The 25,040-nt window shown below is 69.9% G+C and carries 24 protein-coding genes and 1 tRNA gene; 13 read left to right on the top strand and 12 right to left on the bottom strand.

The features are described from left to right. Positions 1-7 precede the first annotated feature (7 nt). Together AOM45_RS17375 and AOM45_RS17370 are read left to right on the top strand one after the other, a co-directional pair. On the top strand, positions 8-292 hold the full coding sequence (locus AOM45_RS17375; protein ID WP_030468251.1) for a DUF6412 domain-containing protein: 285 nt from the start codon (positions 8-10) through the stop codon (positions 290-292). A gap of 39 nt (positions 293-331) precedes the next feature. Then, positions 332-949: a YidC/Oxa1 family membrane protein insertase gene (locus AOM45_RS17370; RefSeq protein ID WP_051783580.1), complete on the top strand. Its 618-nt coding sequence runs from the start codon at positions 332-334 to the stop codon at positions 947-949. On the opposite strand, the gene AOM45_RS17365 is transcribed toward AOM45_RS17370, so the two are convergent. After that, the gene (locus AOM45_RS17365; protein ID WP_030468253.1) at positions 931-2,454 is read right to left on the bottom strand and encodes a PucR family transcriptional regulator; all 1,524 of its coding nucleotides are present in this window, start codon (positions 2,452-2,454) and stop codon (positions 931-933) included. The genes AOM45_RS17370 and AOM45_RS17365 overlap by 19 nt on opposite strands. Before the next feature lie 185 nt (positions 2,455-2,639). Here AOM45_RS17365 and pruA point away from each other — a divergent pair, with 185 nt between their 5' ends. Together pruA and AOM45_RS17355 are read left to right on the top strand one after the other, a co-directional pair. Further along, the gene (gene pruA / locus AOM45_RS17360; RefSeq protein WP_030468254.1) at positions 2,640-4,268 is read left to right on the top strand and encodes an L-glutamate gamma-semialdehyde dehydrogenase; all 1,629 of its coding nucleotides are present in this window, start codon (positions 2,640-2,642) and stop codon (positions 4,266-4,268) included. After that, the gene (locus AOM45_RS17355; RefSeq protein WP_030468255.1) at positions 4,268-5,191 is read left to right on the top strand and encodes a proline dehydrogenase family protein; all 924 of its coding nucleotides are present in this window, start codon (positions 4,268-4,270) and stop codon (positions 5,189-5,191) included. Before pruA ends, AOM45_RS17355 begins: the two co-directional genes overlap by 1 nt. Here the strand turns inward: AOM45_RS17355 and AOM45_RS17350 are convergent. After that, on the bottom strand, positions 5,178-7,577 hold the full coding sequence (locus AOM45_RS17350; RefSeq protein WP_030468256.1) for a tetratricopeptide repeat protein: 2,400 nt from the start codon (positions 7,575-7,577) through the stop codon (positions 5,178-5,180). The two genes, AOM45_RS17355 and AOM45_RS17350, sit on opposite strands and share 14 nt — an antisense overlap. Positions 7,578-7,752: 175 nt before the next feature. Here AOM45_RS17350 and AOM45_RS17345 point away from each other — a divergent pair, with 175 nt between their 5' ends. The 3 genes from AOM45_RS17345 to AOM45_RS17335 all read left to right on the top strand — a co-directional run bounded on the left by AOM45_RS17345 (position 7,753) and on the right by AOM45_RS17335 (position 11,182). Next, positions 7,753-9,393, top strand: a complete 1,641-nt coding sequence (locus AOM45_RS17345; protein WP_301314180.1) for a bifunctional 3'-5' exonuclease/DNA polymerase — start codon at positions 7,753-7,755, stop codon at positions 9,391-9,393. A gap of 286 nt (positions 9,394-9,679) precedes the next feature. Continuing rightward, entirely contained in the window at positions 9,680-11,059 is a 1,380-nt protein-coding gene (locus AOM45_RS17340; RefSeq protein WP_030468258.1) for a carbohydrate-binding protein, read from the top strand. A gap of 51 nt (positions 11,060-11,110) precedes the next feature. After that, positions 11,111-11,182: transfer RNA gene (locus tag AOM45_RS17335), tRNA-Val, on the top strand. Positions 11,183-11,235: 53 nt separating this feature from the next. Here the strand turns inward: AOM45_RS17335 and AOM45_RS17330 are convergent. After that, complete coding sequence (locus AOM45_RS17330) at positions 11,236-11,424, bottom strand: hypothetical protein (RefSeq protein ID WP_030468259.1); 189 nt, start codon at positions 11,422-11,424, stop codon at positions 11,236-11,238. A gap of 90 nt (positions 11,425-11,514) precedes the next feature. Between AOM45_RS17330 and AOM45_RS17325 the strand changes: the two genes are divergently transcribed. Beyond that, positions 11,515-12,171 (top strand): helix-turn-helix domain-containing protein, encoded by a 657-nt coding sequence (locus tag AOM45_RS17325; protein ID WP_236703720.1) that lies wholly within the window; start codon positions 11,515-11,517, stop codon positions 12,169-12,171. On the opposite strand, the gene AOM45_RS17320 is transcribed toward AOM45_RS17325, so the two are convergent. After that, positions 12,153-12,980, bottom strand: coding sequence for a hypothetical protein (locus tag AOM45_RS17320; protein WP_030468261.1), 828 nt, complete (start codon positions 12,978-12,980; stop codon positions 12,153-12,155). The two genes, AOM45_RS17325 and AOM45_RS17320, sit on opposite strands and share 19 nt — an antisense overlap. A 148-nt stretch (positions 12,981-13,128) precedes the next feature. Here AOM45_RS17320 and AOM45_RS17315 point away from each other — a divergent pair, with 148 nt between their 5' ends. From AOM45_RS17315 to AOM45_RS17300, 4 genes are read left to right on the top strand one after another with little or no spacing between them, the layout of a single operon-like run. Further along, positions 13,129-13,521 carry a hypothetical protein gene (locus tag AOM45_RS17315; RefSeq protein WP_030468262.1) on the top strand — a complete coding sequence of 131 codons (393 nt, stop codon included), beginning with the start codon at positions 13,129-13,131 and terminating at the stop codon, positions 13,519-13,521. Positions 13,522-13,537: 16 nt separating this feature from the next. Beyond that, entirely contained in the window at positions 13,538-14,107 is a 570-nt protein-coding gene (locus tag AOM45_RS17310) for a DUF3558 domain-containing protein (RefSeq protein WP_030468263.1), read from the top strand. 4 nt (positions 14,108-14,111) lie between these two features. Next, complete coding sequence (locus tag AOM45_RS17305; RefSeq protein WP_030468264.1) at positions 14,112-15,404, top strand: PPE domain-containing protein; 1,293 nt, start codon at positions 14,112-14,114, stop codon at positions 15,402-15,404. Between the two features lie 10 nt (positions 15,405-15,414). Next, complete coding sequence (locus AOM45_RS17300; protein WP_030468265.1) at positions 15,415-16,194, top strand: ESX secretion-associated protein EspG; 780 nt, start codon at positions 15,415-15,417, stop codon at positions 16,192-16,194. A 10-nt stretch (positions 16,195-16,204) separates the two neighbouring features. Here AOM45_RS17300 and AOM45_RS17295 read toward each other — a convergent pair whose 3' ends face one another. The 6 genes from AOM45_RS17295 to rox form a co-directional block, all read right to left on the bottom strand. Then, positions 16,205-17,365, bottom strand: a complete 1,161-nt coding sequence (locus tag AOM45_RS17295) for a lactate 2-monooxygenase (protein WP_030468266.1) — start codon at positions 17,363-17,365, stop codon at positions 16,205-16,207. A 13-nt stretch (positions 17,366-17,378) separates the two neighbouring features. Then, a complete protein-coding gene (locus tag AOM45_RS17290) occupies positions 17,379-17,750 on the bottom strand; it encodes a VOC family protein (protein WP_030468267.1) in 372 nt (123 codons plus the stop codon). A 9-nt stretch (positions 17,751-17,759) separates the two neighbouring features. Then, positions 17,760-19,880: a protein translocase subunit SecD gene (secD, locus tag AOM45_RS17285; RefSeq protein ID WP_308202610.1), complete on the bottom strand. Its 2,121-nt coding sequence runs from the start codon at positions 19,878-19,880 to the stop codon at positions 17,760-17,762. 74 nt (positions 19,881-19,954) lie between these two features. Continuing rightward, positions 19,955-20,281, bottom strand: coding sequence for a hypothetical protein (locus AOM45_RS17280; RefSeq protein ID WP_030468269.1), 327 nt, complete (start codon positions 20,279-20,281; stop codon positions 19,955-19,957). Further along, the gene (locus tag AOM45_RS17275) at positions 20,281-21,231 is read right to left on the bottom strand and encodes a tetratricopeptide repeat protein (RefSeq protein ID WP_030468270.1); all 951 of its coding nucleotides are present in this window, start codon (positions 21,229-21,231) and stop codon (positions 20,281-20,283) included. Before AOM45_RS17275 ends, AOM45_RS17280 begins: the two co-directional genes overlap by 1 nt. A 66-nt stretch (positions 21,232-21,297) precedes the next feature. Continuing rightward, entirely contained in the window at positions 21,298-22,722 is a 1,425-nt protein-coding gene (gene rox / locus AOM45_RS17270; RefSeq protein ID WP_030468271.1) for a rifampin monooxygenase, read from the bottom strand. A 149-nt stretch (positions 22,723-22,871) separates the two neighbouring features. On the opposite strand from rox, the gene AOM45_RS17265 reads away from it, so the two are divergent. Beyond that, on the top strand, positions 22,872-23,993 hold the full coding sequence (locus AOM45_RS17265; RefSeq protein ID WP_051783582.1) for an MFS transporter: 1,122 nt from the start codon (positions 22,872-22,874) through the stop codon (positions 23,991-23,993). A 43-nt stretch (positions 23,994-24,036) separates the two neighbouring features. Here the strand turns inward: AOM45_RS17265 and AOM45_RS17260 are convergent, their stop codons facing one another. Continuing rightward, entirely contained in the window at positions 24,037-24,423 is a 387-nt protein-coding gene (locus AOM45_RS17260) for an NUDIX hydrolase (protein WP_030468273.1), read from the bottom strand. 10 nt (positions 24,424-24,433) lie between these two features. Then, positions 24,434-25,015, bottom strand: coding sequence for an FMN-dependent NADH-azoreductase (locus AOM45_RS17255; protein ID WP_030468274.1), 582 nt, complete (start codon positions 25,013-25,015; stop codon positions 24,434-24,436). Between the last annotated feature and the right edge of the window lie 25 nt (positions 25,016-25,040).

Here is a 25,040-nt window from a genome sequence, read left to right as displayed (position 1 = left end):
GCAAGGCATGTGGCGGCCGGAGACCAGGAATCGAGCGCTCTTGATGCTCGCGGTCTTCCTGCCTGCCCTCTACGCCTTCACGTTGTTCTCCTCGCCCACCGAGGTCGTCGCGGCCGTGACCGCGCTCGCCCTGGCGTTGATCGTGATCGTCTCGCTGGTGCCGCTGTCGGTGGCACCGGCGAGGTCGCTCTCGATCCGGGAACGAGCACAACGCACAGCACAACTGCGGCTGCGCAATCCCGACGCCGCAGGCAGGGCCCGTCCTCGAGCACCGGGATGCGGGACGTTCTGACGTCCCCCGAAATCCCAACTCGATACGGAGAACCAACCCTTGTTCGCTGACCTGGGCGCTGCCCTGGCGAGCTTCGGCATGCCCGCGCTCGCCATCGTCCTGTTCACCATCGCGGTGCGGCTGATGCTGCACCCGCTGTACCGCGCCGCCGTGCGCGGCGAGAAGGCCAAGGCCAAGCTCGCCCCCGAGATCCAGAAGCTGCAGAAGAAGTACGGCAAGGACCTCGTGCGACTCTCCGAGGAGTCCCAGAAGGTCTACAAGCGCAACGGTGTGTCGATGTTCGCCGGCATGCTGCCGATGCTCGCCACGATGCCGTTCTTCATGGTCATTTACCAGGTCGTCACGACCCCCAACCCCCTCCTGGATGGCACTGTTTTCGGGGTTTCGCTAAGTGCTCATTTCATGAGCAGTTTCGCGTGGGTCTTCTTCGTGCTGTTCGGCCTGCTCGCCGTCGTGGCCTATCTGACCGTGCGCTGGCAACAGTCGCGGATGACGACGACTCCCACGCCGGGGTTCATGACCGGGCTGATCAAGGTGCTGCCGTTCGGCACGATCCTGGTGGCGGCCTACCTGCCGCTGGCAGCAGGCCTCTACCTGCTCACCACGACGACGTGGACGATCGCGGAACGGGCGCTGCTCTACCGCATCCTGAGCTGAAGCTGGGCGACGAGCCGGACGAGCGGGTCGTCGAGGTCCAGGCCATCACCACTCTCTTTGGCACGCTTCAACCGGTACCGCAACGTGTTCGGGTGTACGTGCAGACGGTCTGCCGCCGCGCGCACGTCACCCAACGCGTCGAGGTACGCCAGCAGTGACTTCGCGAGCTCCGGGTCGAGCGCGTCGATCCGGGGATCGCGGATCCGCGGATTGTCCTGGAGCAGCGCCAGGATCTCGCTGACGAGGACCTGCGACCGGACGTCGGCCAGCGTCGCCACCTCGTCGTCGAGGTCGCGGGCCATCGCGTCGAGCACGCGTTCGGCCTCCTGCCGGGAGATCTGCACCTCGTCCAACGTGGACACCGTCGAGCCGACGGCCGCCTGGACGGCCGTGTGCAGGTGCCGTCGTGCGGTGGTGACGATCTCCCTGGTCAGGTTCAGCAGCTGGGCGTTCGGCGCGAGGTCCGGGAGCAGCACGTAGGTGCGGCCGCCGGACTCGCTCACCAACGCGCTGCGCCGGTACGCCGCCGCGTGCACGGAGATCAGCCCGGTCATCTCGGCGCGCCGGAGCTCGTGCTCGCTGCGGTCGCCTTCGCCACCTCGCAGCGCGAAGACCACCACGGCGGCGGGCTTGCGCGGATCGGCGCCGATCTGGCCGGCGACGGTGGCGGCGTCCATCCGGCCGGTCAGCAGCGCGGCGAGGAGGTTCTCGCGGAACCGTGACGCAGGCTGGTTGCGCTGGTGGATCAGGTGCGGAGCGGTGACGCGGGCGGCGCCGAGCAACGCCCGTTCCGCCTGCTCGGTCAACGGCTGGTCGCCCTCCTGCACCCAGATCGCGCCGAGGGGCTGCCGTCCCGCGTGGATGCCGACGGCGATGCGGCGCCGGATGCCGAGCTCCGGGCGTTCGTCGATCCGGACGACCTCTTCCGACGACCGCAGCAGGTTGTAGACGCCCCACTCGCGCAGCATCTTCAGGTACGGCTCGGGGCCCTGGCGGCCCAGGATGGACAGCCGCCGCAGTTCGTCGACCTCGTCGGAGGACCGCGAGTAGGCCAGCACGCGGCTCGCGGTGTCCTCGATGCTGACGATGCCGCCGGTCAGGGTCGCAATCGTTTGCGCGAGCGCGAACAGGTCACCGAGGACCTCGCCGTCGTCGGTCGTGGTGGTCAGCACGCCCTTGGCCAACGACTCCAGGTGCCCCCAGCGCACCTCGGGCCGGACCTCCAGCAAGGCCACGCCCGCGTCGGTCGCCGCCTGTTCGAGCGCCTGCGACGACTCCTTGACCGCGACGGCCGCTGCTTTCGCTCGTCCGGCGGCCCTGATCAGCGGCAACGCGGCCCGGCCACGTGCCCCGATGAGCAAGGCCAGATCTCCGGCAGCCGCATCCGGCGGGTCGTCCGGATCCATGATCACGACATCGCGCACGTCGACCTCCAGGCCGTTGGGCGCGACCTGCAGTTCGACGAGGGGATCGCCGAGCGCGATCAGGATGTGACGCAGGCTCATCCCCGCCCTGCCTTTCCGGTACGCGGGGACCCCGCGTGTCCTTTTACGACACGAAAGCTCCCCGCGTGCACTTCAATGTTGGCCGATTCTACATCTGGCATGGTGAATCTTGGCCGGTTGCACAAAGAGGAGGAGAGGGTGCGGACTTACGGTTTGGGCACCCCATCTCAAAGAGGAGTTGACGAGTGGACGCTGTCACCCAGGTTCCCGCCCCGGTCAACGAGCCGGTCCTGCAGTACGCCCCCGGCACCCCGGAGCGCGCCGAACTGCAGGCCAAGCTGGCCGAGCTGCAGAAGGAGCCGCTCGAGCTGACGATGACCATCGGTGGCGAGCAGCGCATGGGTGGCGGCGCGCGGTTCGACGTCGTCCAGCCGCACAACCACCGCTCGGTCCTCGGCACGCTGGCCGGCGCGACCCAGCAGGACACCCAGGACGCTCTGCGCACCGCTCGTGAGGCCGCTCCGGCGTGGCGCGCGATGTCGTTCGACGACCGCGCGGCGATCCTGCTGCGTGCCGCCGACCTGCTCGCCGGCCCGTGGCGACAGACGCTGAACGCCGCCACGATGCTCGGCCAGTCGAAGACCGCGATCCAGGCGGAGATCGACTCGGCGTGCGAGCTGATCGACTTCTGGCGCTTCAACGTGCAGTTCGCCCGCAACCTGCTGGCCGAGCAGCCGATCTCGTCCCCCGGCGTGTGGAACCGCACGGACCACCGTCCGCTCGAGGGTTTCGTCTACGCGATCACGCCGTTCAACTTCACCGCCATCGCCGGCAACCTGCCGACCGCGCCCGCGCTGATGGGCAACGTGGTGCTGTGGAAGCCGTCGCCGACCCAGTCGTTCGCCGCGCACCTCACCATGCGGCTGCTGGAAGAGGCGGGCATGCCGCCCGGCGTCATCAACCTGCTGCCCGGCGACGGTCTCGCCGTGTCCGAGGTGGCGCTGAGCTCCCCTGACCTCGCGGGCATCCACTTCACCGGTTCCACCGCGACGTTCCAGAAGCTGTGGGCGCAGGTCGGCGCGAACATCGCCAACTACCGCTCGTACCCGCGGATCGTCGGAGAGACCGGCGGCAAGGACTTCGTCCTGGCGCACCCGTCGGCCGACCCGGACGTGCTGCGCGTCGCCCTGCTCCGCGGTGCCTTCGAGTACCAGGGCCAGAAGTGCTCCGCCGCGTCGCGCGCCTACGTGCCGCGGTCGGTGTGGAACAAGATCTCCGACCAGTTCCTGGCCGAGGTCGAGGCGCTGACCTACGGCGACGTCACCGACTTCTCGAACTTCGGTGGCGCGGTGATCGACCGCCGTTCGTTCGACAAGCTGTCGGGTGTGCTGCAGGCCGCTCGCGCCGACTCGTCGCTGGAGATCGCCGCCGGCGGCACCGCGGACGACTCGGACGGCTTCTTCGTCCGCCCGACCGTGCTCGTCGGTTCCGACCCCACGAACTCCGTGTTCACCACCGAGTTCTTCGGCCCGGTGCTCGCGGTCCACGTCTTCGAGGACGCGGACTACCTGAAGGTCCTGCGGCAGATGGAGAGCGCGGCGCCGTACGGGCTGACCGGTTCGATCATCGCTCGTGACCGGTCCGCCGTCGCGCACGCGCAGGAGGAGCTGCGGTTCGCCGCCGGCAACTTCTACGTCAACGACAAGCCGACCGGTGCCGTCGTGGGTCAGCAGCCGTTCGGCGGCGGCCGCGCGTCCGGCACGAACGACAAGGCGGGGTCGGTCCACAACCTGCTCCGCTGGGTCAGCCCGCGTTCCATCAAGGAGACCTTCGCGGCGCCCACCAACCACCTCCACCCGCACCAGGGGCTCTGATGTTGCGCAACAGCCTTCTTCTGGCGTCCCGCAGCGCGGGCACGCGCAAGCTCGTCGAGTCGACGCCGCTGACCCGGCCGGTCGTCGAGCGGTTCGTCGCCGGTGCGGACGTCTCGTCGGCGATCCGCGCGACGGCCGAGGTGCTCGCCGACGGGCGCCTGGTGACGCTGGACCACCTCGGTGAGGACACCGTCGAGGAATCGCAGGCCAACGACACCGTCGAGGCGTACCTGACGCTGCTCGCGCGGCTGGAGTCGCACGGTCTGACGGACGGCGCCGAGGTGTCGGTGAAGCTGTCCGCCGTCGGCCAGTCGCTGCCGGTCGACGGCGAGAAGATCGCGCTGGAGAACGCGCGGCGGATCTGTGCCGCCGCCGCTGTCGTCGGCACGACCGTGACGCTGGACATGGAGGACCACACCACCACGGACTCCACGCTGGGGATCCTGCGTGAGCTCCGCGTGGACTTCCCCTGGGTCGGCGCGGTGCTGCAGGCGTACTTGCGGCGCACCGAGCAGGACTGCCGGGATCTCGCGTACTCCGGTTCGCGTGTGCGGCTGTGCAAGGGTGCGTACCAGGAGCCTGCTTCCGTTGCGTACCAGGACAAGCACGACGTCGACCTGTCGTACGTGCGGTGCCTCAAGGTGCTGATGGAGGGTCAGGGCTACCCGATGGTGGCCTCGCACGACCCGCGGCTGATCGCGATCGCCGCCGACCTGGCCTCCGCGCGGTCGAAGGACTCCTACGAGTTCCAGATGCTGTACGGCATCCGGCCCGAGGAGCAGCGCCGCATCGCCGCCGAGGGCAACCGCATGCGCGTGTACGTGCCGTACGGCGACGAGTGGTACGGCTACTTCATGCGTCGTCTGGCGGAGCGTCCGGCCAACGTGGCGTTCTTCGTGCGGTCGATGCTCACCAAGAGCTGAGCGCCTCGACCGTTTCGAGGGCAAACTCCAGCTTCACCGGCTCACCCGCCTCGCGGAGGATCTCGACCGCGCGGTGGGTGAGCCGAAGTGCTTTGTCCGTCTCGTAACTCGTCTCCGCGCAGAGCCGTCCGTAGATCGTCAACGCATCGGCGTAGTCGGGTTGCCGGTCGAGGTCCAGCCCGCTCAGGTGCCACATCACGAGGGCCGTGTGCGCGGTGTTGCGCGCCTCGTCCTTGCGTTCCGCGCCACGGAGCCGGCACGCGTGCTGCTGGACAGCGGCGGGGTAGACGGCGGGTGACGTCTTCGGAATGAGCACACAGCAGACCTCGACCGCGAACTCGGACGCCCGCACCGCGCGGACGTGGTGGTCCGAATCGGACAGTGCGCGCGCCGCGGACTGCAGGGCGGGAGCCAGTTTCGCGCCGAAGAAGTCGACGAGCTGCGACGGCAGCCGGTGGCAGATGTCGAGACACTCGTCGGCGGTGCGCAACGCCTCGTCGTCCAGGTCGTGCCGGAGCTGCTGCTCGACGAGGGCCGCCAGGGCGACCACGAGGTCGACCTGGTTCCAGACGAGGTCCTCCGCCACCAGTTCCCGGTACACCTCGACGGCTTCCTCCGCCGCGCCGAGGTCGCGGGCGATCTGGGCGACGTTGAGCAGTGCCGCGCCGAGGCCCTTCCTGTCGCCGGTCTCGCGCCACGCCATCACGGCTTCGCGCGCGGTGAGCTCGGCGTCCAGGCCCTCGCCCAGCGCCTGGCTGTGCCGCACCAGCGCACCGGCGAGCTCGGCGCGGAACGTCTCGGGGTTGACGACAGCGAGCCTGCGGAAGAGGTCGACGGCCTCCTTCACCGCCTCGCGCGCCGCTTCGGCCCTGCTCAGGTCGATGAGCATGGTGGCGGCGACGACGAGGTTGCGGGCGAGCTCCGGTTCGTAGCGCGGATCCTCCTGGGCGAGCACCCGCCAGTTCGCGATGGAGAGCTGCATCGAGTCCGCCGCGTGCTGTTTCTGGCCCTCGACGTGGAAGCGGCGGGCCATGGCGGCCGCGACCCGCGCGAAGTCGGAGCGGAACAGGGCCGGGTGGTTCTTCGACAGTTCCTGGAAGAGCAGGGTGGCGCGGCTGATGGCGGTCATCGCGGCCTCGTCCTGGCCGAGCGCCTGGTAGCGGTAGCTGATCTGTTCGAGGGCGGAGGCGAGCTGCGGGGTGGTTTCCGGGTCGTCGAGCGCGATCTCGTGCCAGAGCGCGATGGCCTCCTCGGAGACCGCCAGCACCTCGTCCCGCCGCCCGGCGTTGATGAGCCTCAGGCCCAGGTCTCCGAGCGCGTCCGCGAGCAACGGCCGGTTCTCGGGGTCCTGCCGCACGAGCTCGCGGTAGCACTCGACCTCGTTCTGGGAGGCCTCGACGGACTCCTGGCGCAGGCCGCAGAGCATCGTGCGGGCGCTGAGCATCCCGTACATCTCGGCGCGTTCGAGGGTGCTGGTGGCGCGCTCGACCAACCTGCGGGTGAGCAACGATCCGATCGCGTCGACGGCGAACCGTTCGGAGCGGAAGACCTGGCGGGCGAGGTGGTCGAGCGTGGCCTGGGAACCGATCTCGGCGGCGATGCGGAGGCTGTCCGGGGCGAGGACGAGCGCGATCGCCGGGTTCGTGGCGACGACCTCGTCGAGCTTCTGGCGCAGCTGGGGCCAGCGCGGGGCCGCGCGGGCGAGCAAGTCGGGGTCCGGGGTGTTCGGCGTGGTGACCGCGAGGAAGTCCTCTGCCAGGCGGCCGGTGGCCGGGCCGTGGTCGAGGAGCTGACGGACGAGCTGGGTGCGGTTCACGTCGCACGGGTCGCCGCGGACCGAGGTCAGCGCGGCGAGGTGCAGGTCGAGGACCGTTTCGTGGGCGATGTTCGGCGGTGGCTCGTCGGGGGCGGTGACGCTGAGCTGCTTGGCGAAGTGCTGGCAGGCCAGGGTGAACGACTCCGCGCGGTCGTCGAGGGTGGGGGCGAGCTCGAGGTCGGTGACCTCGTGGTCGAAGTCCGCGATGCGCTGGCGGGTGGAGGACCACCACCAGCCCGTGGCCCTCGCCGCCAGCAGCACGCGCGTGCGCGCCGGTCCGTGCCGGAGGGTGTCCTGCAGTTTCCGGAAGACGTCCTGCCACGCCAGGCGGTCGGCGTCGTCGATCAGCAGCAGCCTGCCGTGCTCGTCGTCGTCCCAGTGCTCCTGCTGGAAGTGCTGCAGGAGCCTGGTCTTGCCCGCGCCGGCCGGTGCGTGCAGCAGCAGGGACGCCTGTGGCGCGGGGCTGTCGCGCCAGTGCGTGAGGGTCTGCAGCTCGGTTTCTCTGCCGTGAAAGGGGACCACCTGGTGGGTGGGATCCAGCAATGCGGCGACGCTGAGTGCTCGGTCCACGGCTTCATAGTCGGCTGGGGTGTGGGCGAGGGGTAGGAAGACCACACCATCGTGGTCTTTTCCCGTTTTTCCTTCACTCCTTTGCTGACTGGCATGGAGAAGCTCCAACGACTAGCGGCCTGCGTTTCAGCCTGAACTGAAATTGTCAGACCCCCGCTGCACAATCTGAGCTGTGCTGGTCGCCCTCGTCCCGGAAGCGGACGGCGCGGGCCGGTGGCAGAAGCTGCACGACGACGGGACGCCCGCCGGTCCCGTGATGACGGCTTCGTCGCTGGCCTCCGCCGTCACGTCGCTGGAACGCGCCCACAGGCCGAGGTGGGTGTGGGCCGACACCGGCGAGATCTACCCGGCGCTGCTGGCCGAAGGGGTGCGGGTGGACCGGTGCTGGGACCTCCACCTGACCGAGGCGTTGCTGCTCGGCGCCGAGGGCAGGCACCGCGAACCGCGAGAGCTCCCCGCGGCGCTGGCGCGGGAGCTGGGACTGCCCGCACCGGCGGATCTGGGACCGCGCAAGAAGGACGTCGAGCTGACGTTGTTCGAGCCGGAGCCGGTGGTGCTGCCGGGCGGCACGGACGCGGTGGCGGCGTTGTCGCTCGTTTTCCGCGCCCAGCAACGGAATCCGGCCCTGGGGTTGCTCATCGCGGCGGAGTCGGCGTCGGCGCTGGTGGCCGCGGAGATGACGCACCACGGACTGCCGTGGCGGGAGGACGTGCACAACGAGATCCTGGAGGAGATGCTCGGCCCGCGGACCGCGCCGGGCGTGCGGCCGAAGGTGTTGCAGGCGCTCGCGGACCAGATCCGTGAGGCGTTCGGCGGCAAGGAGGTCAACCCGGACGCGCCGGCGAGCATCGTGCGGGCGTTCGCGCGGGAGGGCATCGACGTGCCGTCCGCGCGGCGGTGGGTGCTGAAGAAGATCGACCATCCCGCCGTGGAACCGTTGCTGGAGTACAAGGAGCGTGCACGGCTGTGGGTGGCGCACGGCTGGACGTGGCTCGACGCGTGGGTGCGGGACGGGCGGTTCCGGCCTGATTACGTTGTGGGAGGGGTGGTTTCGGGCCGATGGGCGTCGCGGGGCGGTGCGGCGCTGCAGATTCCACGGCTGATGCGCAAGGCCGTGATCGCGGACGAGGGCTGGTGCCTGGTGGCGGCGGACGCGTCGCAACTCGAACCGCGCATTCTCGCGGCGCTGTCGGGAGATCAGAGGTTGATCGAGGTGTGCGGGGACGACGACCTGTACTCCGCGCTGGCCGCCGACTCGTTCTCCGGCGAGAGACCGCGCGCGAAGATCGCGATGCTGTCGGCGATGTACGGCGGCACGTCCGGTGAGGCGGGGCCGCTGCTCGCCGTGCTGCGCAGGAGGTTTCCCGTCGCAGTCGGCTACGTGGAAGCGGCGGCGCAGGCCGGTGAACAGGGCCGGATGGTGCGCACACGGCTCGGGCGCACCTCCCCCTCCCCCTCGGAGGCGTGGCGCGAGCTGACCGGCGGCGCCGACGACTCGGGCGAGGTGTCGAGCTCGTCGCGGCAGGCGGCCAGGAACTGGGGCCGGTTCACCCGCAACTTCGTCGTGCAGGGCAGCGCGGCGGACTGGACGGCGGCGCTGCTCGGCGTGCTGCGCAACCGGTTGCCCGCGGATGCGCATCTCGTGTTCTTCCAGCACGACGAGGTGCTCGTGCACTGCCCTCGTGAGGACGCGGAGGCGGTGATCGAGGCGATCGCGGACGCCGGGCGCGAGGCGACGCGGTTGCTGTTCGGCGAGACCGCGGTGCGGTTCCCGATGAACGCGGTGCCGGTGACGTGCTACGCGGACGCCAAGTGATCGTTTCAGCTGAAGTCTGGGCTTTGCTTGTGGCGCAGGGCGTTTCAGATCACGGCGGGTTGAGCGAGACGCATGAGGTGGCGTCTGGCAGCAGCTGCACGAACGTCCGCTCTCCGAACCGCGCCGCTGGATCTGCCCGCCACCCTCGACCTGATCTGCCCAGTCCAAACGAGACGCGGCGCAACCTGGCGCATTGACGAGCGTTGGTCCGAACGGGCGCTTGTTCTTACGCCGTGAGAGCGCTCTCATAAATGGACTGCACCCGTGACGAGGAGGTCACTCGCGCATGAAGCAACGCCGCCGCGTCCTCGCGGCCACGACAGCTCTTCTTGCCGCGGTACCCCTGGCGATCGCCGCCATGTCCGCCAACGCTTCGATCCCACCCCCTGCCGCGGGATGGACGCAGGTGTGGGGTGACGACTTCAACGGCCCGAACGGTTCGCTGCCGTCGAGCTCCAACTGGATCTTCGACCTCGGTCACGCCTACCCCGGCGGTCCTGCCAACTGGGGCACGGGCGAGATCCAGAACTACACCAACAGCACGCAGAACATCAAACTCGACGGCGCGGGCAACCTGCGCATCACCGCGCTGAAGGACGGCGCGGGCAACTGGACGTCGTCGCGCATCGAGACCCAGCGCGCGAACTTCAAGCCGGCGGTGGGCGGGAAGCTCGCGATCGAGGGCCGCATCCAGATGCCGAACGTCACCGGCCAGGCCGCACTCGGCTACTGGCCGGCGTTCTGGGCGCTGGGCTCGCCGTTCCGCGGCAACTACTGGAACTGGCCGGGCATCGGCGAGTTCGACATCATGGAGAACGTCAACGGCATCAACTCCGTCTGGGGCGTGCTGCACTGCGACGTCGCGCCCGGCGGTGCCTGCGGCGAGTTCACCGGCATCGGCAACTCGCGAACGTGCCCCGGCCCGTCCTGCCAGTCCGCCTTCCACACCTACCGCTTCGAGTGGGACGACGCCGCGAAGACGTTCACGTGGTTCGTCGACGGCCAGTCGTACCACCAGGTGACGAGGGACCGCGTCGGCGCCGGCGTGTGGGACCAGATGACGTCGCACGCGGGCTACTTCATCCTGCTGAACCTCGCGATGGGCGGCGCGTTCCCGAACGCGCTGAACAACAACCAGCCGACCCCTGTCGCGGCCACTCAGTCCGGGCACTCGCTGGTCGTGGACTACGTGGCCGTCTACACGGCTGGCGGCACTCCCCCGACGACCACCACCACCACGACCACCACTCCCCCTGGTGGCGGCGGAAGCGCGTACTCCGAACTCCAGGCGGAGAACGCGTCCGAGCGTTCCGGCGGCTCGATCGCCCCGGCCGAGGGCGGTTCGGGCGTGCACCAGATCGCGAACGGCGGCTACCTGAAGTTCTCCGGCGTCGACTTCGGCTCCGGTCCGGCCCGACAGTTCTACGCGCGGGTCGCCTCCGGTGCGAGTGGCGGCGTGAGCGGCCTGGTCGAGGTGCGGCTGGGTTCGCGGACGGCGGCTCCCGTCGGCTCGTTCGCGGTGGGCAACACCGGTGGCTGGGACGCGTGGAGAACCATTCCGGCCAACATCTCCGACATCAGCGGGGTGCACGACGTCTACGTGACGTTCACTTCGGGGCAGCCCGCGCCGTACGTGAGCGTGAACTGGGTGAAGTTCGGAACCTGACCCCTGCGTGCGCATGTCCCGGCGGCTCTGGGCTAGAATCTCGTCCTGCACGGACGATTAGCTCAGCGGGAGAGCACTACCTTGACACGGTAGGGGTCACTGGTTCAATCCCAGTATCGTCCACAGGAAACCGGAAGCCCTGCTCCTCAGCGCGAGGAGCAGGGCTTCCGGTCGTTTCACCTGGGCAGCAGGTAGAGCCAGTACTTCTGGCCGGCGGGGCTCGCGGAGTGCGGCCCGGTGCAGTCCCAGCGCACCGTCTTGCCGGTCGCGTAGTACTGGAAGCCCGCCGTCTCGCACGCGGACTTCGTCGGGTACTTCTTGTAGGGCTCCTGCGCGGACGCAGTGCCCGCGCCGGCGAGGATCACGCCCAGAGCGACCGAAACCGCTGCTGCCGTGGACAGGATTCACTTCATCGACATTCCTCCCAGTAGATGTCGTTGATCATCCTGCCACGGGTGGATGATGGACCTGTGTACGCGGAACGTCCCGCCCCCGCGGGCCTCGCCTGCCTGTGGACGCGCACGGTCTCCACGCCGACCGTGCAGCGCGTGGTGCCGGACGGCTGCACCGATCTGATGTGGACACCCGCTTCCGGCGCGTTGTTCGTGGCAGGCCCGGACACGCGGGCGCAGCTCGCTCACGTCGCGCCCGGGACGTTGTACGGCGTGCGGCTGCCACCGGGGGCGTTCCCGTCGGTGTTCGGCGTGCCCGCGCACGCGGTGCGGGATCTGCGGGTTCCGTTGCCGGAACTGGTGCCTTCCGCCCGGCTCGAGTCCTTCTCGGACATGGTGGCGTTCTGCGCCACGCGGGTGGTGGTGGATCCCGTGCTGAGCGGCACGGCCTCGTTGCTGCGAACCGTCGACGTCGCCGCGGCGGCGTGGGAGATCGGCCTGAGCTCGCGGCAGCTGCGGCGCCGGTGCCTGGACGCGTTCGGCTATCCGCCCAAGGTGTTGCAGCGCGTGCTGCGGTTCGACGCGGCGATGCGCCTGGCGTGGAGCGGGCTGCCGTTCGCCTCGGTGGCTGTCGAAGCCGGCTACGCGGACCAGGCGCACCTGGCCCGCGAGGTTCGCGCGTTGGCCGGCGTGCCGCTGGGTCAGCTGATCCGGCCGTAACGGCGCAGCGTCAGCAGGGCGTCGATCGTGGCGATGGAGCGCCATTCGAAGTGGGTGATCGGAGTGAAGGCGGGGAAGCCGAAGTTCCAGCCGCCGTCCTCCTGCTGTCCGTTCTGCAACTCGTCGAGGTCGTTCTCGAGCTCCTCCTCGGAGAACCAGGTCCTGGCGACGCTGGAGGGCTTCCGCGCGTACTCGTGCAGCGGAAGGGATTCGCCCTCCGCGTACCCCTCGGTGCTCGGCTTGAGGTGCTTGATCTTCTCGGCGGCGAGCTCGGCGCGCGCCCGGTCGGGCACCTCGTCCAGGAACATCACCGCCCCGCGCAGCTCATACGGATGGGTGTGGTCGAGCTTCTCGATCTCCTGCCAGCAGTAGTCGGTCGCCCGGTCGAGCCAGGGGTGGTTCAGCTCCAGAGCGTGCAGCGCGGCGGCGATCTGGGAGGTCAGCAGCAGTCCGCCCTGGTCGTCGGCGGTGACCCACGGCGCCATCGGGTGACCCTTCGACGTCGACATGCCGAACGGGACACTCCCGTCGGGACAGGTCGCCTCGAGCCAGGCCAACACCGGTTCGGCGTGCTCGGGAGCGTTGACCTCGCCGAACATCTGGAGGGCGCGCAGGACGTGCAGCGGCTGGCTGGTGGGCCCGCGGTGGTCGGGTTCGAGGGCGTGACCATAACCACCGTCGTCGTTGCGGAAGGCCAGCACGGCCTGGACGACGGCGTGCGCCGCGCCACCGTCGAAGGCGTGCTCGAACCAGCGTTGTTCCAGCGTGCGGGCGTTCAGCCAGATGAAGTTCCTCGCTCGTTCGATCATGTCCTCGACCGTAGGCCGGTTGCTCCGCGTGGTCTTGAACGAATCGGCCATGTGACCTGATCAGCTGATTCGATCGCCTCCAAGGGGAACCTCGCCTGTGTAAAAATCCTCTAACCGGGGTGTTGAGTTCTGAGGGGAGCTGGCTGAGATGCTGATGTTCGATGCACTCGTGCCCGTGAGAGCCGGTGCGGCCGCTGGAGCGGCGGCAGGCGCGGCCGCAGGTGGCGGAGTCACGAAGTTCAGTGTCGATCCTGACCAGGCGCAGAAGATGATCGACGGCTTGAGGCTTGCGATCGAAAAGTTGATGGACCTGCAGCGCAAGGGCAACGACCTCGAGCGATTGGGCGCTCCCGGCCCCGACCCGGTCAGCGAGGCTGCGAAGAACTCCGTGGTCAGGGCTGCCAGCGGTGCTGAAGGTGGCTACGTGTGGGCGAACATCGAAGCGCAGAAGGCGCTCGAGCAGACCATCAAGAACATCGAAAAGGCTCTGGCCGAGTACCGGGGCACCGACGAGGCGGCAGAGGCCGCGGTGAAGGGCTGACACGATCTTGAAGCGCATGACCGCTCTGCTGGCCACGGTGTTCGCCTTCGGTGCGCTCGCAGGATGTACGAGCAGCCAGACCGGCGGAAACCCCACGACTCCGCCTGCGACCGGCGGCCAGACGACGACCAGTGAGCCCACGAGTGGCGGACCGGGCCTGAGCATCGCCAAGTACGTGTCCGCCCCGTGCAGCGTCCTCAAGCCGGACCAGGTGGCCACACTCGGCACGCTGCGCGCCACCACGCCCGGCACGGGCGTGCTCGGCCCGAACTGCACCTATCAAGGCAAGGACGTCATCAAGAACTCGACCTACGTGGTCACGGTGACCGAGGGCCAGGACTTCGAAGACGCGGTAAACAACGTCAAGGACACTCCCAACTTCACCGACAAGAAGATCGACGGTGTACGGGTGGTCTCCTATGACCGGGGTGGTGGCGAGCTGGCGTGCGCGACCGTCGTCCAGGCCTCCAAGACCGACTCGGTCATGGTTCAGGTCTCCACCGCCGCGGACGAGCGAACCGCCAAGAAGCCGTGCCCTGAGAGCGAGCGAGTCGCGCAGTTGATCATCACGAACCTGAAGGGGTAGGGAGATGGCTGGGGACGCGTCGAGTACTGCCGGCTTCGCGCTGATTCCCTGCGCGGACGGCGAAACTGTCTACAAGTGGTTCGACAAGGGCAAGGGGCCGAACCAGAGCACCACACCGGCCGCGCAGGCCTGGACGGACCTCGCCAACGGCCACGTCGACGTGTCGGCTCTCATCAACAAGGCGGTGAGCGACTCCGGCGCCAGCTGGGAGGGCTCGGCAGGTGACGCGGCCCGTGGCGCGACGTCGCCGCTCGCGACCTGGGCCGACGTCACCGGCGAGTCCGCGGGCACCGCGGGAAAGAACACCGAAGCCCTCGGTGAGGCGTACGTCAACGCCAAGAACTCGATGTCGGAACCTCCGAAGGTGCCGGACAAGCCGTACTTCAACGACCTGGCGTGGTGGGAGACCGACTACGACGAGGCGGTCAAGAAGAACCAGCAGTCCAACGAGCAGAACATCCGGGCGTACAACCAGTACCGGGACGCCGCCGCGGCGACCGTCAGCACCATGCCGACCTTCATCTCGCCGACCGCCGGCGATGCGGGCATGGAGCAGCAGGGCGGCGGCGACAAGAACATCAACCAGGTCGACCGCAACGGCTCGGGAGATCCGTACACGCCTCCCGGCACGGGCCAGCCTCCCGGTACCGGCCAGCCGCCCGGCACGGGCGGTCCCGGTGACGACACCAACAAGTCCGGCTGGAAGCCGCCGGGTGACACCACCAACCCGTCGTGGCTCGAACCGGGTCCCCCGCAGACCCAGTTCCCGCCCGGCACCGACCCCAACGACCCGCGCAACCGGCCTCCCGGCTCCGACCAGGGCATTCCGCCCGGTGGCCGGTGGGATCCGAACAACCCGAACGACCCGCGCAACCGCGGCCGGTTCGACCCCAACGACCCGCGCAACCGTCAGGGTGGCGGCCCCGGTGGTCGTGGGCTCGGCGGGCCCGGTGGTGGCACGGGCGGTGGTCGTGGTGGCGGCGGCGGTGGCCTCGGTGGTGCCGCGGCGGCCCGTGGCCTCGGCGGTCCCGGTGGCATGGGCAGCGGGTTCGGTGGCGCGGCCGGTGTCGCCGGTGAGCAGGGGCGTGGCGCCGGCGGCTTCGGGCCTGCCGGGTCCGGCGCTGCTGGTGCGGCCGGGCGCGGTGGCGCCGCGGGCATGGGTGGCGGCATGGGCGGCCACGGTGGCAAAGGTGAGGGAGACGAGGACAAGGAACACAAGTCCGCGTCCTACCTGCAGGAGACCGAGGACATCTTCGGTGACGGAACGATGGTGGCTCCGCCCGTCATCGGCGGATGAGGAGAAAGTCGTGCTGAGAAGCAGGGTCGCCATTCCAGTCACCGCGCTCTACCAGGCGTGGCAGGCGGCGGGCCTGCCGTCGTTGCACCGTGCGCTGCTCGCCCAGGTCGACTACGACGAGGAACGCCTCGAGTCGGGCGACCTGAGCGAGCTCGACCAGTTGCAGCGCACGGCGTGGGCGCAACTCGAACAGACCGGGCTCGCGCGCGGCAGCCAGGTCCACCCGGACCTGGCCGGCGCGCTGCGGCTCGTGGTGGAGGCGGGCGTCGAGTACTGGGCGTACTTCAGCGTGAAGGACGGCCCGCAGCAGAGCGCGCTGGTCGTGTCGAACGGCCAGGACGCGCTGCGCATCGTGCTGACGCCGGACCAGCAGTTCGTGCTGGAGCCCGTCCGCCCGGAGGAGGCACCGCAGGCGCTCGTCGGCGCGCTGCCGCCCACGCCGGCCGGCAAGGGCAACCCGATCACGGTGCCGGAGGACGCGCTGAAGCAGAAGCGTCAGCCGTCCTATGAGGACACGGGCTCGTTCATGCAGCAGAGCCGTCCGACGAGCACGCCGAACGACCAGCTGGTGGCGCAGCTCAAGGAGATCATGGGCCAGCCGCGCACCGGTGCCGGTCAGGTCTACTCGGCCAAGCGCGACCACCGGGGCCGCAAGCAGCGTTGCCTCGCTCCGCTCTCGTACATCGACACGCCGAGCGGGCGGTACCTCGCGGCGAAGAGCGAGGGCTGGCTGCGGGTGCAGCCAGCCGACTTCGCCACGCTCGCCCGGATGACCGCGACGATGCCGTAGTACTCGTTCGTCAGGTGAACCGCAGCGCGTCCGGGCCCAGCTCGGCCGGGCTGCGGTGACCCGACAGTCCCAGCGTCAGGTCGAAGTCGGCGAGCAGGCTCCTCAGCACGTGCTTCACACCGACCTGCCCGCCGTGCGCCAGTCCGTAGGCGAACGGCCGCCCGACCATCACGGCCTTGGCGCCCAGCGCCAGCGCCTTCACGATGTCGGCACCGGAGCGGATCCCGGAGTCGAACAGCACGTCGACCTGCTCCCCCACCGCCTCGACGATCGACGGCAGCACGTCCAGCGACCCGACCGCGCCGTCGACCTGCCGCCCGCCGTGGTTCGACACGACGACACCGTCCATTCCGGACTCGACGGCCTTGCGCGCGTCGTCCGGGTGCTGGATTCCTTTGAGGACGATCGGCCCGTCCCAGTGCTCGCGCAGGAACGCGAGCTGGTCCCACGACTTGTCGGTGCCGGTGAAGAGCTGCACCCACCGCAGGATCGCCATCGGCAGATCCTCCTCGGGCGACTTCTGCAGCCCGGCGCGGAAAACCGGGTCGCTGAACGGGATCGCCGTGCCCACCCCGCGCAGGAACGGCAGGTACGCCTGGTCGAGGTCGTGCGGCCGCCACGCCAGCGTCCACGTGTCGAGCGTGACGACCAACGCCGTGTACCCGGCCTTCTTCGCCCGCTCCAGCAGCGATGCGCACACGTCCGGGTCGTTCGGCCAGTACAGCTGGTACCAGCGCGGCCCGTCGCCGGACGCCTCGGCGACCTCCTCGATGGTGTGCGAGGACGCCGTCGACAGCACCATCGGCACCCCGAGCTCGGCCGCGGCACGGGCGGTGGCCAGCTCGCCGTCCGGGTGCAGGATCGACTGCACGCCAACGGGTGCGAGCATCACCGGCGCGGGCAGCTCCGTGCCCAGCACCGAGACACCGAGGTGGCGTTCGGTCGCGTTGGTGAGCATCCGCGGCACGATCCGCACCCGCTCGAACGCGTCCCGGTTCGCCCGCACGGTGGCGCCGGAGCCCGCGCCTCCCGCCACGTACCAGAACGGACCCGGCCCCAGCCGCTCGCGCGCCGACTGCTCCAGCGCGTCCGGGTCGGTGGTGAACGGCGGCACCGCGCCGCCGAGCCCCTGCAGGTAGATCTCGTTCTGGTACGCGGCGAAAGAGGTCATGCCGCCCACTCTGCTACGAAGCGGGCTGAACGAGGAAGAACTCGTTGCCGAACGGGTCGCTGAACCAGGTCGCCCGATCACCCCACGGCATGGTCTCCGGCGCCGCCTTCACCCGCACCCCCTCCCGCTCGAACGCCGCGACGTCGGCGTCGATGTCGTCGGTGATCAGCGAGACCCCACAGCCCGTCGAGAACGACACGTTGGGCGTGTCGGAAACCGTCAGCGCGAACGCCGTCTGGGCGCCGGGAGGAGCGACGGTCAGCCAGCGCAGGCCGGCCTCGTTGTTGTCCTGCCGCTTCTCCCAACCCAGCACGTCCACGTAGAACCGCAGGCCCTCGTCCAGGTCCCCGACGTTGATGGTCATCGAGTGCGCGTGAGTAATCATGCGCAAACGCTAGGCCCGCACCTCCGAGACGCGCTTCTTCGAAACTGCTCGACGCGGCCAGCGCGACTCCAGCCAGAGGGCGACCGGGGCTGCGGTGACCACTGTGGACGCGGTGCCGGCGATCAGTCCGATGAGCAGCGCCGTCGCGAAGTTGGCCAACGAGCCGTCGCCGAGCACCAGCAACGCCGACAGCACGAAGAGCACGCCGATGCCCGTGTTCACGGTGCGGGGCACGGTCTGCACGACCGCGTCCGAGACCACGTCCGGGTAAGGCGCCTTCAACCGGGAGCCGCGCAACGAGCGCAGGCGGTCGAAGACCACCACCGAGTCGTTCACCGAGTAGCCGATCACGGTCAGCAGGGCCGCGAGGAACACGCCGTCGGCCGTCTTGCCCAGCCACGCGAACACGCCGATCAGGACCAGCACGTCGCTGAGCAGGGCGGCGACCGTGGCGAGGCCCAGGCGCCAGTCGAAGCGGACGGCCAGGTAGCCGAGCTGGGCGAGCACGGCGATGGCCAGGCCGATGACGGCGTTGCGGCGCAGTTCGGACGACAGCGACGGGCCGATCAGCTCGTTGCTCGACTGGCGGGCGCCGCCGTCCACCGCCGAGGAGACGACCTGGCCGATGCGGGACGACTGCGCGTCGTCGATCGGGCCGGTGCGCAGGGAGACCTCGGAGCCAGAGGACGAGACGACCACGTCCGGGAAACCCGCGTCGGACAACGCGGTGCGCACCCTGCCGGCGTCGATCGGGCCGCCCGCGGTGAAGTCGAGCATGCGGCCGCCGGTGAACTCGACGCCCAGGTTCAGGCCGCGCACGAACAGGCCCGCGACCGCCACCAGCACCACGGCACCGGCGCTGATCAGCCACAACGACGGACGGCGGTACAGCACGACGGACAGCCGCCGGCGCACCCAGCCCAACGTGTGCAGGCCGCTCAACCGCGGGCGCTTCGCCACGAACCGGGTGCCGAACAGCCACAGCACCAGCACGCGCGACAGCACGAGGGCGCTGAACATCGACGCCAGCACACCGATGGTCAACGTGACGCCGAAGCCGCGCACCGGGCCCGTGGCCAGCCAGAACAGCAGACCGGCCGCCAGCAGGGTCGTCACGTTCGAGTCGGCGATCGCGCTCAGCGCACCGCGGAAACCTCCCTCCGCGGCGCGCCGCAGGTTCGGTTTGCGGGCGTACTCCTCCCGCGCCCGTTCGAAGATCAGGACGTTCGCGTCGACCGCCATGCCGATCGCGAGCACGAAACCGGCCAGGCCTGGCAACGTCAACGTCGCGCCCACGGCCAGCAGCCCCGCGTAGGCGACGGCCGCGTAACCGGCCAGAGCCACCACGGCGAGGAACCCCGCCAACCGGTAGGCGAAGATCAGGAACACCGAGGTGAGCGCGATGCCGATGATCGCGGCCTGAGCGCTGGCCTCGATCGCCTCGGCACCGAGCGTCGCCCCGACGGTGCGCTGTTCGATCACCTCGACCGGCACGGGCAGCGCGCCGGAACGGATGACCAGGGCCAGTTCCTTGGCCTCCTCCTGGGAGAACCGGCCGGTGATCGACGTGGCACCACCCGCCTGGCCGGCGCCGCACGGCGTGTCGAGGCTGACCTCCGGCGACGAGATCGGCTTGCCGTCCAGCACGAACGCGATCTGGCGGCCGGGCGTGCCGGACGGTTCGCAGGCCGCCTCACCGGTGACCTTCTGCCACTTCGACGGCGCGTCGCCGCGGAACTGGATGTTGACCAGGAAACCCGCGCCCTGCGGGTTGCGCACGGACGTGGCGTCCGAGATGCCCTCGCCGGTCATGACGGTCTGGCCGTTGCGCTGCACCAGGAGCTGCGCGGTGCGGCCGAGGACCTTCACGGCCTCCTCGGGGTCCTGGACGCCGGGCAGTTCGACGACGATGCGGTTCTCGCCGGAGCGGGCGATCACCGGTTCGGCGACGCCCAAAGCGTCGACCCGGCGCCTCAACACCTCCAGTGAGCGGTCGGCGGCGTCGGCGTCGCCCTTGGCCTCGAGGACGATCTGGGTTCCGCCGCGCAGGTCGAGGCCGAGGCGGGGATCGGTGGTGAGCAGCAGGAAAGTGGACGCGACGAGGACCCCGAGCGCTGCCAGTGCGCGCACGAGGAGACCCCGTCGCGCGTTGTCACGCGACATGGTTGGGAAAGCCTTCCGGAATTGGTTGCTGGAAACGGGTTTCAGCGACCGGAAGGCGGAGAGCGGTCCCGCTGCGGGGTCCAGCGGATGCCGTCGGGCGTGCGGTGCACGCGCCGGGCGAAGGAGACGATGAAGCGGACGGGCAGCGAGGGCTTCGCGACCGGCGGGGAGTCCATCGGCAGCTGGGACTGCGGGACCTGCGCCGCGTTGCGGTTGTGCGGTTTGGGCGCGGCGCCGGGCAGGTTCGCGAAGTCGTGGCCGTGGCGGACGACGGAACCGGAGGCGGGCGCGGGCTCCGCGGGCGCGGCGACGATGAACAGCTGTCCGAGGAACAGCAGGAACGCGAGCGCGACCGCGTTGCGACGCATCACCGCTTCCTGCCTCCTCCGACGTAGACGAGCGCTCCCCCCACGACAGCGCACAACCAGGAAAGCACAAGCGGCTGCATCGTGGTTGCGCCGAACAGCAACGCGACCGTCCACGCCGTCAGGATGAGAGCCGACGCGGCGAGCAGCGACACCGTCACGGCAAGCTTGCGCAGGCCGAACAGCATCCTGAACGGCCGCAGGCGCAACGCCACGACCAGGCAGCACAGCACCAGGGCGGCGGTGAAGAACCCGAGGTAGGGCGTGGGCCGCGGCATGCCCGCGATCAACGCGAGTAAACCGCCGCCGACGAGCAGCAACGACAGCATGCGCAGCGCGCGCCACACCTGGAGCTTGTTCAACTGCACCGGCGCGGGCTTGGCCGAACGCCGCCGTTGCACGGTCGCGAGGTTCGCCTTGGAGTCGGCGTCGGACGGGTCGAGCTTGATCGCCGTGCGGTACGCGTGCTCCGCGGTGCCCCAGTCGCGCAGACGCAGGGCCGCGTCGCCGAGCACCTGGAACGCCCGCGCCTCGCTCGGCGCGAGCTGGGAAGCGTGCAGGGCCGAGTCGAACGCCTCCACGGCACCGTCCGGAGCGTCGGCGAGCACCTCGGCCAGCACGACGTAGCACCGCCAGTCGCCGGGCTTGCGGCGCACGGACTCGCGTGCCGCGACCGCCGCCTCCTGGTGCCGGCCGAGGTCGCTCAACGCGAGCGCCGCCAGCCGCTGCGGCCAGGCGGGCTCGCCGTCGAGGGTCATCGCCCGCTTGGCCGAGTCGAGTGCCCGGTCCGCCTCACCGAGGTCGAGGTGGGCGGCCGCGAGCCGGCACCACGCCTCGGCGTGCCGAGGGTTCGCCGCCACGAGGGGCCGCAGCAGGTCGATGGCCTGCCGAGGCTTCCCCGAGGCGGTGAGCTCGGCTGCGCGGAGCAGCACGGCGTTCGTCGGCTCGGACACGCCGCACAGTGTGACAGCGCGCCCCCGGCCCCCGAACGGGTGACCTCGGCCTGGCGATTGGAGCGGCTACAAGGCGGCACCGAACCAGCGCGCGAGCTCCGCCTCCAGCTCCTGCTGGTCGGAGCCGGCCCACGCCACGTGCCCGTCCGGCCGCAGCAGCACGGCGGGCGCGTCCAGCTCCTCGCTGACGTCGACGAGGTGGTCGACCCGGTCCGCCCAGCCCCCGGCCGAGAGCGTTCCGGTCTGGTCGAGCAGGATCGCGCGACCGGCGTGCATCTGGTCGTAGAGCCCGCCCCGCTTCAGCGCGAGGTCCCCGATCCGCCTGCCGACCAGGTCGTTCTCGGAACCGAGGTCGTACCGCACCGACACCGCGATGATCTTCTCGACCAGGTACCTGTTGACCTGCTCGAACCCGACGAGCTCCGTCAGCAGCCGCCGCACCGACTGCGGCCCCGGCTCGACCTTCATCAGCTCGATCTGGGCGCGGGTGTTGTTCAGCACCTCCTCGGCCACCGGGTGCCGTTCGGCCTCGTAGGTGTCGAGCAGCCCGGCGGGTGCCCGGCCGTGCACGGCCGCGGCGAGCTTCCAGCCCAGGTTGAACGCGTCCTGCACACCGAGGTTGAGCCCCTGGCCACCGGTCGGCGGGTGGATGTGCGCCGCGTCGCCCGCGAGGAACACCCGCCCCGCCCGGTAGCGCTCGGCCTGCCGCGTGGCGTCGCCGAAGCGGGACATCCACCGCGGCGAGTGCACGCCGAAGTCGGTACCCGCGACCCGCCGCAGCTGCTCCTTGAAGTCGTCGAGCGTCGGCATGACCGCACGGTCCTCCGACACCCCCTCGGCGGGCACGACGACCCGGTACACCCCGTCGCCGAACGGGCCGATGCCGAACCGCTTCTGCGTCTTGCGGACCTCCAGCATCAACGGCATCGCCTCCTCCCACGGGACGCCGATCTCCATCTCGCCGAGCAGCGTCTCCACCCGCGTGGGCTCGCCGGGGAAGTCGATGCCGGCCAGCTTCCGCACGGTGCTGCGCCCGCCGTCGCACCCGACCAGGTAGCGCGCCCGCGACGACGTGCCGTCCGCCAGCTCGACGGTCACCCCTTCGTCGTCCTGCGAGAGCCCCGTGACCGTGCATCCGCGCCGGATCTCGGCGCCCATCTCGACGGCGTGCTCGGTGAGCAGGCGCTCGGTGACCGGCTGCGGCAGCCCGAGCGTGTGCGGGTACTTGGTGTCGAGCCGCTCCGGCGCGGGCTTGTCGATGCCCGCGAAGAAGCCGGCGAGCGGGTGCTTCGTGCCCAGCGGCAGGAACCGGTCGACCAGGCCGCGTTGGTCCAGGATCTCGATGCTGCGCGCGTGCAGGCCGAGCGCCCGGACGACCTCGGTCGGCTCCAGGTCCCTCTCCAGCAGCACCACCCGCACCCCGTGCAGCCGCAGCTCGCCGGCCAGCATCATGCCGGTCGGCCCGCCGCCGGCGATGATGACGTCGATCATGGAATCCCCATTTCCCCAGGTAAAACGCGTTGGCCGGGAAATGATGAAGCACACCGGGGGTCTTGCCGCAAGAGCGGGGGTGCGCTATATGTTGAAGTGGGAGGAGAGCGCTGCTCGCCTCCTTCCGTCGTATCTGGGGGGGTTGCGACGTGGTGCGGTGGTACTTCGCGGGTCTTGCGCTGTCCTTCTTCGGAACGAGCGCGATGTACCTGGTCGCCGGAGTCTGGGTGAAGACGCTGACGGGCAGCGACGCCCTCGCGACTCTCGCGCTGCTGTGCGTGTACGCGCCGGGTGTGCTCTCGCCGTGGCTCGGCAGGTTCGTGGACGCGCGCCGCAAGAAGCCCCTGCTCGTCTGGACCGACCTGGCGATCGTCCCGGTGCTCGCCGTGCTGTTCTTCACCGACGAGATCTGGGTGGTCTTCGCGGTGCTGCTGGTCTACGGCACGAAAGCAGTGCTGGTGAGCGCCGCCGAACCGGCGTTGCTCGTGGCGTTGCTGCCACCGGACCGGCTCGCGAGGATCAACGGACTGCGGATGTCGTTGCAGGAAGGCATGAAGCTCGTCGCACCGCTGGCGGGCGCGGCCCTGTTCGCCGCGTACGGCGCGTGGCCGGTGGTGGCGATCGACGCCCTGTCGTTCCTGTTCGCCGCGGCGGCCACCAGCATGATCCGCGTCGCCGAACCACCGCCCGCACCGCACGAGTCACCCAGCTGGCCGCACCTGAAGGCCCTGATCTGGCCGATCGCTGGTGCGGCAACGGCGTTGTTCGCGGGCTCACTGCACACCGCGGCGGCGTTCTCACTGGTGGAGAAGGGCCTGCACCACGGACCGGAGTTCCTCGGCGTGCTGACCGCCGCCCAGGGCGCCGGATCGGTCGTCGCGGGCCTGCTGGGACGACGCGCGAACGTCGCGGTGGGACTCGCCCTGATCGCGGTCGCGGCGCTGGCCCGCACGACGGCCTGGCTGCCCGCGGTCCTCGCGGCCGGGTTCGTGCACGGTGCAGGTCTCGCCTGGGCCGTGATCGCGGTCGCCACCCTCGTCCAGCAGCGCACGCCGCCCGCGGTGATCGGCCGGGTCAGCGCCACCGCGATCAGCATCGTGTTCACCGCGGGGCCGCTCGGCCTCGCGGTGGGCGCGGTGCTCGTCGCGCACCTCGGCTTCACGGCGATCTACGTGATCATCGCCGTGCTCAGCACGGCCGCCGCCTTCTGGGCGCACGGGAGCCGGACGCGCCGCTTCACAGCGCGTCGAGCCCCCGCGCGAAGCGGCTGACCAGATGGAGTGGCCACCCGCTGCCCGGAAAGCGCTTACCAGACTAGGCCAGCAGTCCGGCCTCGTGCAGATGGGTGAAGATGATCCGCGTGACCGGTGAGACCCGGTCCGCGTCGGCGGCGGTGAACCACGCCAGCTCGGCGATCTCGCTCGCCGGCTTCAGCTCTCCCGCGAAAGACGCCGTGTAGCAGGTCATCCGCACGGTCTCCCCCTCGGCGCGACCGTGCGCCTGAGCCTCGAACACACCGAGCAGCTCGGCGGCGGAGACGTCGACGGACAGCTCCTCGCGGATCTCGCGCACGAGCGTCTCGACGTCGGACTCACCCGGCTCGCGCTTGCCGCCGGGCACGTAGAACGTGTCCTTGCCGTGCGAACGGGCGACGAGCACCCGTCCGTCGAGGACGTGAACCCAAGCAACCTTGTCGATCACCCGACCGACATTAGGCGGACGCGAGTTCCTTCACCACGCGGTGCGCGTCGGCCAGCGACTCGACCGCCAGCTCGCGGAACTCGTGCAGCTGCGGGTTCACCTCGGCCATGGTCAGCTCTGCGTGGACGAACTCCAGGTGCTGGTCCAGCCCGATCATCGACAGCACGGCCCGCAGGTACGGCTCCTGGAAGTCGAAACCCTCGCGCGGCGTGCCCGGCTTGTACGAGCCACCGCGAGCCGTCACGACGACCACCCGCTTGCCGCCGAGCTCGAAGGTGCCGTCCTCGCGCGGGAAGAACTCCGGGCTCGCGATCTGGTCGATCCACGCCTTGAGCGTCGACGGGATCGAGAAGTTGTACATCGGTGCGCCGATGAGGATCACGTCCGCGGCCCTGACCTCGGCGACCAGGTCGGTCTTGATGTCCTGCGCCGTGCCGTCCACGTGCGGGATCGGCGCCGCGGCCAGGTCGCGGTGGGTGTAGCCGCCCTGGGGGTTGACGGACCTCCAGACGTCGGCGAACGCACCGGTGATCTCGCGGGTCACGGAGCCCTCGTGGCGGATGCTCGAGTCGATGTGCAGCAGATTGGTCATACCCAGAACATACGAGTGGAGAAGT

This window comes from Lentzea aerocolonigenes, from assembly GCF_000974445.1.
Classification (GTDB): Bacteria; Actinomycetota; Actinomycetes; order Mycobacteriales; family Pseudonocardiaceae; genus Lentzea; species Lentzea aerocolonigenes.
The sequence above is the reverse complement of the archived record's forward strand: the minus strand, read 5'-3'. Positions and strand labels throughout refer to the sequence as shown.